The organism is bacterium (genome assembly GCA_024226335.1).
In the GTDB taxonomy this organism is placed as follows: domain Bacteria; phylum Myxococcota_A; class UBA9160; order SZUA-336; family SZUA-336; genus JAAELY01.
This window is the reverse complement of sequence record JAAELY010000120.1, coordinates 1-9,851: the sequence shown is the minus strand read 5'-3', so window position 1 is coordinate 9,851 and position 9,851 is coordinate 1. Positions and strand designations below refer to the sequence as shown.

The 9,851-nt window shown below is 62.2% G+C and carries 9 protein-coding genes and 1 tRNA gene; 5 read left to right on the top strand and 5 right to left on the bottom strand.

Going from position 1 to position 9,851, the window contains the following annotated elements; translation table 11 throughout:
* The 3 genes from GY725_05645 to GY725_05635 all read right to left on the bottom strand — a co-directional run.
* Positions 1-540, bottom strand: a 540-nt coding sequence (locus tag GY725_05645) for a transposase (GenBank protein ID MCP4003660.1), incomplete at its 3' end; no start/stop codon positions are given.
* Positions 537-905 carry a transposase gene (locus GY725_05640; protein MCP4003659.1) on the bottom strand — a complete coding sequence of 123 codons (369 nt, stop codon included), beginning with the start codon at positions 903-905 and terminating at the stop codon, positions 537-539. The genes GY725_05645 and GY725_05640, both read right to left, overlap by 4 nt.
* 368 nt (positions 906-1,273) lie before the next feature.
* Positions 1,274-1,351 (bottom strand) — tRNA-Glu (locus tag GY725_05635).
* Positions 1,352-1,539: 188 nt separating this feature from the next.
* On the opposite strand from GY725_05635, the gene GY725_05630 reads away from it, so the two are divergent.
* On the top strand, positions 1,540-2,415 hold the full coding sequence (locus GY725_05630) for an outer membrane lipoprotein-sorting protein (GenBank protein ID MCP4003658.1): 876 nt from the start codon (positions 1,540-1,542) through the stop codon (positions 2,413-2,415).
* A gap of 5 nt (positions 2,416-2,420) precedes the next feature.
* On the opposite strand, the gene GY725_05625 is transcribed toward GY725_05630, so the two are convergent.
* Positions 2,421-4,793: an MMPL family transporter gene (locus GY725_05625; GenBank protein MCP4003657.1), complete on the bottom strand. Its 2,373-nt coding sequence runs from the start codon at positions 4,791-4,793 to the stop codon at positions 2,421-2,423.
* 265 nt (positions 4,794-5,058) lie between these two features.
* Here GY725_05625 and grxD point away from each other — a divergent pair, with 265 nt between their 5' ends.
* The 3 genes from grxD to GY725_05610 all read left to right on the top strand — a co-directional run bounded on the left by grxD (position 5,059) and on the right by GY725_05610 (position 7,960).
* A complete protein-coding gene (grxD, locus tag GY725_05620) occupies positions 5,059-5,997 on the top strand; it encodes a Grx4 family monothiol glutaredoxin (GenBank protein MCP4003656.1) in 939 nt (312 codons plus the stop codon).
* 5 nt (positions 5,998-6,002) lie between these two features.
* A complete protein-coding gene (locus tag GY725_05615) occupies positions 6,003-6,254 on the top strand; it encodes a BolA/IbaG family iron-sulfur metabolism protein (protein MCP4003655.1) in 252 nt (83 codons plus the stop codon).
* 185 nt (positions 6,255-6,439) lie between these two features.
* Complete coding sequence (locus GY725_05610; protein ID MCP4003654.1) at positions 6,440-7,960, top strand: PAS domain S-box protein; 1,521 nt, start codon at positions 6,440-6,442, stop codon at positions 7,958-7,960.
* A gap of 79 nt (positions 7,961-8,039) precedes the next feature.
* Here GY725_05610 and GY725_05605 read toward each other — a convergent pair whose 3' ends face one another.
* A complete protein-coding gene (locus GY725_05605; GenBank protein MCP4003653.1) occupies positions 8,040-9,074 on the bottom strand; it encodes an LLM class flavin-dependent oxidoreductase in 1,035 nt (344 codons plus the stop codon).
* 109 nt (positions 9,075-9,183) lie between these two features.
* Between GY725_05605 and GY725_05600 the strand changes: the two genes are divergently transcribed.
* A complete protein-coding gene (locus GY725_05600) occupies positions 9,184-9,738 on the top strand; it encodes a MerR family transcriptional regulator (protein ID MCP4003652.1) in 555 nt (184 codons plus the stop codon).
* The last annotated feature ends 113 nt before the right edge of the window (positions 9,739-9,851 follow it).

Here is a 9,851-nt window from a genome sequence, read left to right as displayed (position 1 = left end):
GCTGGCTCCCAGCGTCGAGCTGAGCTTACACGCGATGATGTAGCGCGAGAAGTCGTCCAGTACCGTCGAGAGGTAGTACCAACCCCAGTTCACGATCCGGAAGTACGTGAAGTCGGTCTGCCACATCTCGTGGACTCGCGTCGTCGGATGTTGGAACGCATCCGAGGCCGACATCAGAACGTAGGCCGGACTCGTGGTGAGGTCCGCCTTCTTCAGGATGCGATACACACTCGACTCCGACACGAAGTAGCGCTCCTCGTCCGTATAGCGACAAGCCAGTTCCCGCGGCGATAGATCCGTGCGCTCCAGCGCCAGATCCAGAACTTCGTTCTGGATCGCTTCGGGAATCGCGTTCCAACGTGGCCGGGGAGCTGGCTTCTGATCGTGCAGGCCGTCAAACCCCTCTGCTTCGTATCGCTGGTACCAGCCGTAGAAAGTGCTCCGAGGTACACCGAGCTGCCGCAGCGTCGCGCGAACCGGGAGATCGGTCTCCTCGACCAGGCGGATGATCTTCATCTTCTCCGATGCCGTGCGTCTCACGTGCCGTCCTCCTCGCCAAGACCCGTCAGACTTTTTTTGAGCACACGGTTGTCGAGAGTGATCTCTGCCACGACCTCCTTCAGCTCGCTGTTCTCGGCACGAAGTTCCTTGACCTCGTCACTGGTCGCCTCCCGGACCGTGTCTCCAGCCAACTGCTTCTTACCGGCCTCCAGGAAGTCCTTGCTCCAGCGGTAGTAGAGGTTGGCCGCGATGCCTTCCCGGCGGCAGAGCTCCGAGATGCTCTGCTCTCCTCGCAGCCCCTCCAGGACGATCCGGATCTTCTCCTCCGGTGCGAACTTCCTGCGGGTACGGCGCCGGATCTCTCGCACTGCGGCTTCGGTCGATTGTTTCTTCGTTCTCGACATCTTGAGACTCTCCTCAGGGTCCGAAAACCCCGCAAAGTGTCTCTTAGCTTAGACCCACAATCAGTCCGACTTCTGCTGACGGGAAACAGGCATCCCATTCCGGTCCCAGGCCAGGTCCAGCGGCTGATGCAATAGCATCGAGGTCAAGTGGGACGAGGGCACGAAGCACACCCTCACTACCGATGCGATCGCCCGTGGCGGGCCAGAACGCAGCTTGCAGACCTTTCCTGGGTCGCGCGAACCTTCGCAGCACGCGATGGTATGCGCGGCTTCAGGACGGCGCGCTGGTCGATGTCCTGCCGAAGCGATCTGTCGCCCACTTGTCGCCGGAGAAAAACGGCGCAAAAACCAGCAAACCAAGCCCTTATTGGTGACCCCAGCGGGATTCGAACCCGCGTTAGCGGCGTGAAAGGCCGCCGTCCTGGGCCAGGCTAGACGATGGGGTCACGGCGGGCGGATGGTAGCCAGCACCGGGTGGGGGGTCAATCGTGCTCTGGAGCATATCTGCGTCGCGAGCTTCCCTTTCTTTTGAAGCTCGGGCGGAAAATGAGATACTCCCGGTGCGCCCTCAGGGGTTTGCGGCTGTACCCGGCAGTCGGTTCAGCTTTGCTTTTCGGGATCTTGGAGGATTTCGTTGCCCCTTTGTCTCTGGATCAGCACCGCCCTCGCCGCACTCCTGGCGGGGAGCCCACTATCGGCCTGGGCGGAAGGGGCCGAAGCCAAAGCCGTCGTCGCACCCGCTGCGACCGCGATCGAGGACGCCATCCCGGAAGGCAGTCTGCTCACGGGCCGCGAACTCTACGGGCGCTTCCTCAAGAACAAACTCCATGCAGCGGTCCAGCGCCAGCGAGTGACCTCGACCGACCCCGGAGGCAATGCCCAGGAGTCGATTTTCTGGGTGCGCTGGAAAGACTACCGCGCTCGCGAACAGGACAAGATCGAAGGGGTGCTGGCCAAGACGATCCTGCGCTTCATCGATCCGCCCGATCTGCGCAACACGGGGTATCTGATGATCGTGCGCGACGATCGCAGCCACGATCAGTTCGTCTATCAACCCAGCGAAAGGCGCGTGCGCCGCGTGAATGTGAAGGACGCGACGATCGCCGGTACGGACTACAACTTCGACGACATCTCCTACCAGGATATCGAAGACGCCGATTACACACGCCTGCCCGACGAGGAGATCCAGGGCTTGCCCGTCTTTGTGATCGAAGCGCGTCTTCGTCCTCGCGCCGATTCGCGCTACTCGCGCACCATCAAGTACATCGAGAAGGAACACTACGTAGCCCTGCGGGGGCGCTACTGGGATCGTGCCGACGTGGAGATCAAGGAGATGATTGCAGACGTGGCGACGATCCAGGAGTTCGGTGGGTTCTGGGTCGCAACGCGCTCGCGCATGACGAATCTGGTCGAAGAAACATTCTCCGAGACCGAAGTCCTACACCTGGATCCGAATCCCGAGATCGCGGAGCAGTTCTTCAGTGTGTTCCGACTGCAGGTACTGCACTGACAGGGTCAGACCCGGGCCTTCACTAGAAGCGCGGGCAGGAGGGTCAGGTCGGTAATCAGGCAGATGCCCATGGTCATGGCGCACAGGGCACCGAATTCGCGCAACGTGACAAAACCGGAAGGCCAGAGCACCAGGAAACCGACGACCAGCACAATCGAGGTGATGATGATCGGCCGACCGACGCGGCGGATGCAGTCGATGGCCGCCTCCTCAGGTGAGTTTCCAGCTTCGCGAAGCCGACGGTAGGCGACCAGAAAGTGCACGGTGTCATCGACGGCGATCCCGAGCGCGATACTGCCAATGAGACTGGTCGGCAAAGAAAGCGGCGCCGCCCCCGCGCCGAGCACGCCGAAGAAGAGCAGCACCGGTACGATGTTCGGAGCGATGGCCAGCAACGCCAGGCGTTGCGAGCCGAATACGTAGAGCACCAACAACCAGATCGCAAACGTCACGACAGAGACCTGCAGGATCTGTCGGCCGGCGATCGAATCCGCACTGCGATTGAGCAGGATCGCGTTGCCCGTGACGGCGGAGCGGATCCCGGGTGGCAGATTTTCGGCAGCCAAGACCTTTGATATCCCTCTTTCGAGTTCGCGAATCGCGGCCGAACCCATACGACCCGTGCGTACGACCAGGTTCGCGGCACTGTGATTCGAGGTCGAAAAACGGCGCGTTCGCGACTTCGGAATCATGAAGAGGACTTCGGCGATCCCGGGACGGGTTTCAGGAATGCGTTCGGCTTCGGGTTTCCCCTCGCCCAGGGCGCGGTTTGCGGTCTTGACCAGGTCGACGACCGACAACACCTGACTGACGCCGGCCACTTCCATCAGGGCTTCTTGCACGCGTTCGAGCGCCCGCATGGCTTCCGGTTCGCGAAACGCGCCCGACTCGTTTCCCTCGAACGTCACGTAGATGGGAACTGCACCGACGAGCAACTCGTTGACCGCGGCGAAGTCGCCGCGCACACGGGACTCCGGATGAAAGAAGGTCATGAAGTCCGTGTCGATCACGATGTACGGCAACGCGAGCGCGGCGCAAATCGAGAGCACGCCCCACAGCGCAACTCCCGCTCCCGCGCGCTCCGTAAGAGCGCGGCCCAGCAAGCCCAGGCCGCGATCCACATTGCGCGCAAACGCGCGACTCGTGCGCGTCCGACCGCCATCCCGGGCAGCATCCCGATCGATCGGCACGAGTGCCAGCAGGGCCGGTACTCCGGTCAGCGATAGGAGGGTAACCGAAGCGACGCCGAACACCGCGAATACGCCGAGTTCGCGAGTCGCACGCGTGTCGGTCAGCCAGAGCGCCGCAAAACCCGCACACGTAGTCAGGCCGGCGAGAAGGACCGGGGTGCGCGTGTACTCGAGACAGGCCAGAGCGGCGGCTCGCGGAGAGGCGGCGCCAGCGACGCCGTCGTCGTAACGCGCCAGTACGTGCACACCGTACACGCAGCCCACACAGATGAGAGTGGGACCGAGCACGATGGTGATCACATTGAGCGGAGCGCCAACCACGGCCATCGCCGCAAACGTCCAGAGCGTCGCTGTGAGACAACTGCCCAGCGGAAGGAGCACGCCGCGTTTCGAACCGGTCACGATCCAGAGCACGAGCGAAGCGAGCAACACGGCAATCGGAATCAAGCGCAACAGATCGCCGACCATCAATCGATGCCCCTCGGCCCTCATATGCGGACCACCGGCGATGTAGAAGCGCTGTTCGACCCGCGCCTCTTCCTCGACGATTCTGGCGATATCCGCGTCCAGCCCACTCGCGACGAAATCGCCATCGCTCATTGGACGAAACACCACGTTGATCGCAGCGTTGCGGCCGTCGCGTGAGACGAGAGTCTTCGTGTAGAGCCGGTCGGCGAGCACCCGCTCCCGCAACTCCTGTAATTGGGCCTGCGACTGCGGAAGTTGTTCGTCGATCAAGTCTCCCACTTCGATCATTTCGCGTTGGGCGTCCCAGCGGAACTCGCTGGTATTCGTGAGACTCTCCGCACCCCGCACACCCGGCAAACGACGGATTCGATCGGTGACCCGGCGCAGAGTGGCCAGCGCACTGGAAGTGAACACGTCCTCGGTCTGCATCGCGACGACGTAGACGTCGTCCGTACCGAAGTCGAGCAACGCGTCGCGGTACACCTCTTGACCGACGCGATCTCCGGGCAACAGCGGGGCACTCGAAGGATCGAGTCCGACCCTCAACCCGAGCGGATCGGGGCGGATCAGGGCGGCCAGCGCAGCCAGCGAAATCAGACCCAGCAAGATCAGCACAGCGCGCGGATGATCGGCGACGAACACCGGCCGCAGAGCCACGAGGCTGAGCAGACCGGCAAATAGAACCGTCGAGACGGCCGCGAAATTCAGCGCGTCGATCAAATCCCCCCCATCCTCCACCCACCCCACCCACAGGCGGCCATCATACGGTGGTTCGAAGATTGGGTCCGGACACCCGGGAGGGCCGAACCCGGGTCACGAGCCTCGCCCTAAGCCTCTGGAGGTTGCCCGAGATCCTCATTTCGGGTTCCTCGTCGCCAGACCCATTCTTCGGACCACCGTCGCAATCTTGACGGATTGGTATAGGATCGTATTTTCGTGACCCGAACGGGCACCTCGGCCCGATTCCAGAGCACAAGGAGCCCAGATGAGCCTCGACCCCCAGACCCGCGAACGCATCACCGGCCTGATCGAGACCAATCAAGTGATGCTGTTCATGAAGGGAACGCCGGACGCACCGGGTTGTGGATTTTCGGCACAGGCGGTCCAGATCCTCTCCGGACTCATCTCCGATTTCGGAGCCTGCGACGTTCTGACCGACCCCGAGATCCGCAGCGGCATCAAGGATTTCTCGGACTGGCCCACCATCCCCCAACTGTACGTGCGCGGGGAGTTCCAGGGCGGCTGCGACATCATCAAGGAGATGTACGCCACCGGAGAACTGCACCAGGTACTGGAATTGCCGGTGCCCGAGGTAACGACTCCGACGATTTCGATCACGGACGCGGCAGCCGAGATCATCCGCGGGGCTCAGCAACAGAGCGAGCACGCGGGGCTGCACGTGATGATCGACCCGGGGTTTCAGCATCAGCTCGGCTTCGGTCCGGTTCAGCCGGGCGAGATCGAAGTCCAGGCCTCGGGCTTCACGGTGTATTTCGATCGCGACTCTGCAACGCGGGCCGACGGACTCTTGATCGACCTCGCCTCGGAGGGCGATCGACAGGGCCTGGCCGTCAGCAATCCGAATGCTCCGGATCGAGCCTCCGACGCGGTCGCAGCGCTCCCCGTCAGCGAGTTGAAGACTCTGATGGATGCTGGAGCAGACTTCGCACTGTATGACGTGCGCGCGCGAGAGGAATGGGATCAAGCGCGTATCCCGGGTGCGAAGCTGGTCGACGAGGCCGTCGCGGAGGAGATCGGGAAACTGCCCAAGGACACGCGACTGATCTTTCACTGCCACCACGGGGGCCGCAGTCAGGCGGCGGCCGAGCACTTTGCAGCGCAGGGTTTCACAAAGGTCTTCAATCTGGTGGGCGGCATCGACGCCTGGTCGCTCGAGATCGACAAGAGCGTCCCCAGGTACTGAACCGTATGCAGATCCACCCACCGCCAAGAGAAGTCATCGGCCAGATCCGCGAAGTTCTCGAGAACGCCTTCGAGGGCGCGGAGATCGAGGTAACTGGCATGGCCGGGCACTTCGAAATCCGCGTCGTATCCAGCGCCTTCGAGGGCAAGAACACGCTGGCCAAACAGCGCCTGGTGTACCGGGCCCTCGCGCCGCTGATGAAGGGCGACGAAGCCCCCGTGCACGCGGTCGATCGTCTGGAGACCATCGTCCCGTAGAGATCCAGAGGGAGATCGCGGCCCCTCCCACGAGTCGACGAGCCAACCCGGATCCGCGCTGGCCACTTCGGTGCAGGCCGAGCCGCGCGCGCTTGGTTATCCTTTTTCCCGAACGGCGCGAACCGCGAACCGGGCGGTGATTGCACGAATTCATGGGTCGCGCCAGGCTAGAGGAATTCCTTCGCATGGGCGCGCAACAACGAGACTCGTGGTGGATGGGTGCGGAGCCGGCCGAAAGCCTGCTGCAGGGGATTGTGAGCGTCCCCATGTCGCTGTTCGTCAGGGCCATCCTGCCGACGACGATCGTCTTCCTTTTCCTGTTTTTTCTCCTGTACCGCGCGGAACTGGGAACCAGTCAGGCGGGACTTCTCGCCGAGGAAGCCTCCGTCCTGAATCGCGGCGTTCGCCGGGTGGAGCGCGAACTGACGATCGCAAATGGCGATCTCTCTTTCGTCGCCGACCTCGCCAGCAAAGCCATCAACGACGGAAACCCGAAGCGCATGGCGGCTTTCGAACAGACCTTGCTCTCGTTCACTCGTCGCCGATCGGGCTATTCGCGGATCCAGTTCATCGACGCTTCGGGACAGGAGACCGTCTGCATTGAAAACACCGCCGATGGAACCAGGATCACACCTGGAAAAGAACTCCAGAACAAGGGTGGGAGCGACTTCTTCCGGGCGACCATGGATCTCGGGCCGGGGGGATTGTCGGCCTCACCCGCAATGCCTGAATCCGAGCGGGGAGACTCCGCAGAGCAGGAGGAACCGATAGTCCTCCTGGGAATGCCGGTCGAGGACGCCAAAGGTCAGCGCCGGGGAATCGTTACTCTGGCCGTACTCAGTCGATCCCTCATGAGCCCATTCGAAACGGAAACCGGTGAACTCGGCGTCCAGCGTATGGTCGTCAATTCCGACGGCTACTGGGCTCGAAATCAATCGGAGGATACAGGCGGTTTCGAAATCGAACGCGGAAGGACCTTCCAGCGTTCGTTCCCAGAAGTATGGCCGCAGTTGCTCGAGAGCCCTCGGGGCCGGGTCGAAAGCAGCGAGGGCATCTTCTTCTTCGATACCCTCGCGCCGAACCCGGTCGCCTCGCAGGCCAGCGCGGGACCGAACGAAACGCCCGTCTATGTGTTCATCTCGTTGGTTCCCCGGCGACTCCTCGACGCGATCGCCGTCGACGTCGCGACACCACTGCTCATGATCGCAACGCCGATCTACTTTGTGATTCTGATCGTCGGCTGCCTGATGGCCTCCTCCATCCACAGACGCAGGGTGACCAACGACGCGTTGCGGAATCTCGTGAAAGTCCGGAGCGCCATGACGACCGCTGCGCTGGAAGGCATCGTCGTCATGGACGACACGGGTGTCACCGTGGAATTCAATCGATCGGCAACGCGGATCTTCGGTTACACGCAGGAAGAAGCCCGCGGAAAACTGGTCGCAGATCTCATCATTCCACCGATGTATCGCGAAAGACATCGACAGGGATTGGAGCACTACCTGGCAACGGGAGAAGGGCCCATCATCGACAAGCACGTCGACGATCTGGCCGGGATCCGCAAGAACGGCGAGGAATTCCCACTCGAGTTGACGGTTTGCCCGGTCATGCTCGCGGGGAGGCGCTTCTTCTACGGCTTCCTGCGCGATCTGAGTGAGTCCGGCCGCAAGGAAGTCACCGCTGCTGCTCAGGACACTTCGAACTAGTCGTCCGTTCCCGAAGTTCCAACGCAACTCGGCGTCGTGGCGCCGCGCTCCGTTCGCCCATGCTGCGACTGCGATTCTCCTACACGGCAGGGCTGGTGATTTCAGGCGTCTCGAATTGGACCGGACTGGGGGGGGCCGAGTCGCGCAGATGCGGCATTACCTTGTGTTGCATCAATTCCATCGAACGCAACACCTTTTCAGGTTGCAACACTCCGAGTCGCGTCCAGCAGAGCAGGTCCGTAAAGCCGTAGATCTGCTGGATCTCGGCCAGCCGTTCGGTCACGAATTCGGGACTGCCGCAGATGACGCTGTCGTCGGGATCCGAATCCGGAGCGATGAACTTACCGATGGTATTGCGGTACCAGGTCGCGGCAGCTCCGAACTCATCGCGCGCCCGTTCCTGCGTATCGGCCACGTATACGATGGTCAAGCAACCGCTGGAGCGACCTTCGCTGGAGAACCCGGCTGCGCGCAATCCGCGCAGGTATGCAGCTCGTCGCTGGGCGGCGACTTTGCGATTGAGACCCAGGGCCGTTCCGGACAGGAGATTGCAGCCGAGGCGTCCCGCCCGTTCGAAGCTGTCCGCAGAAACCGCAGCCATCCAGATCGGGGGATGGGGGGTCTGCACCGGAGTCGGGTGAACGGGAACGTCATCGAACCGATGGAACTCGCCCCGTAGGTCGACCCTGCCATCGCTCCAGGCCTGGCGGATCACCTCCAGACCTTCTTCCATCCGAATATGTGCGGTAGCTGGATCGATGCGGAAGTGCTGAAACTCGGGAGGCTGCGCGCCGCAGCCGATTCCGAGGTCGACTCTTCCGTCACTCAGGTGATCGAGGTACGCGAAGTCCTCGGCCACGCGGATGGGATTGTAGAACGGCAAGACCACGACTCCGGTACCCAGGCGGATGCGCCGGGTCTCGGCGGCCAGTGCGGCGAGCCCGATGGCAGGTGAAGCCGTATAGCCCAGCGGCGAGAAATGGTGTTCGGCCGGCCATACCGAGTCGAAGTCGAGGTTCTCCGCGGCCTTCATCAGGTCCATCTGTTCGCGGATGGCCTGACGCTCGGACAGGTCGCCGGGATTTGCGTAGAGGTGAAGCATTCCAAATTTCATGGGACATCTCCTTGACCTTCAAAGTGAACGAGTTCCCGATATCCTAAAGTGTGAAGCTATAGTCAGGTCAAGGGTTGACGGATTCCGCAGACGAGCCCAGCCTGTCGCGATGACGACGATCGGAAGACTGGCTGCGCGCTTCGGACTCTCGCGCAGCACGCTGCTCTATTACGACTCGATCGGGTTGCTTCGCGCCTCGGGACGCTCGGCAAAAGGCTATCGACTCTACAGCGAAGAGGACGCCCGGCGACTGGAACAGATCTGCCGGTATCGAGAGACAGGGATTCCCCTGGATGACATCAAGCATCTTCTCGAAGCCCCGGGGACGCGTCTGGTCGAGATCCTCGAGCGACGCCTGGGCGACCTGAATTCCGAAATCCAGCAACTCCGGGAGCAGCAGCGTATGGTCGTCGGACTGCTGGAGAACCACGGTCGACTCGGCCGTGTGCGCGTCATGAATCGCGAGCGTTGGATTTCCCTGCTGGCGGCCTCGGGTTTCAACGAGGAAGACATGCAGCGCTGGCACGCGGAGTTCGAACGCGCCGCACCCCGGAAGCACAAGGAGTTTCTGGAGGTCCTGTGCTTCTCGGACAAGGAAATCCGCAGCATCCGCGCGCGAGCCAGAGCCCTGAGCCGTCGTGTGGCAAAGGGCGCACGTCCCTAACGCGAAGCTTCACGAGAGTCAGCGAGCGGGCACGGGACTTCTACAGCTTGGCGATGGCGTTGCCCAGTTCGCCCAGTCCCTTCTTGACCCCTTCGGGATCGAAGGCCGGTGGT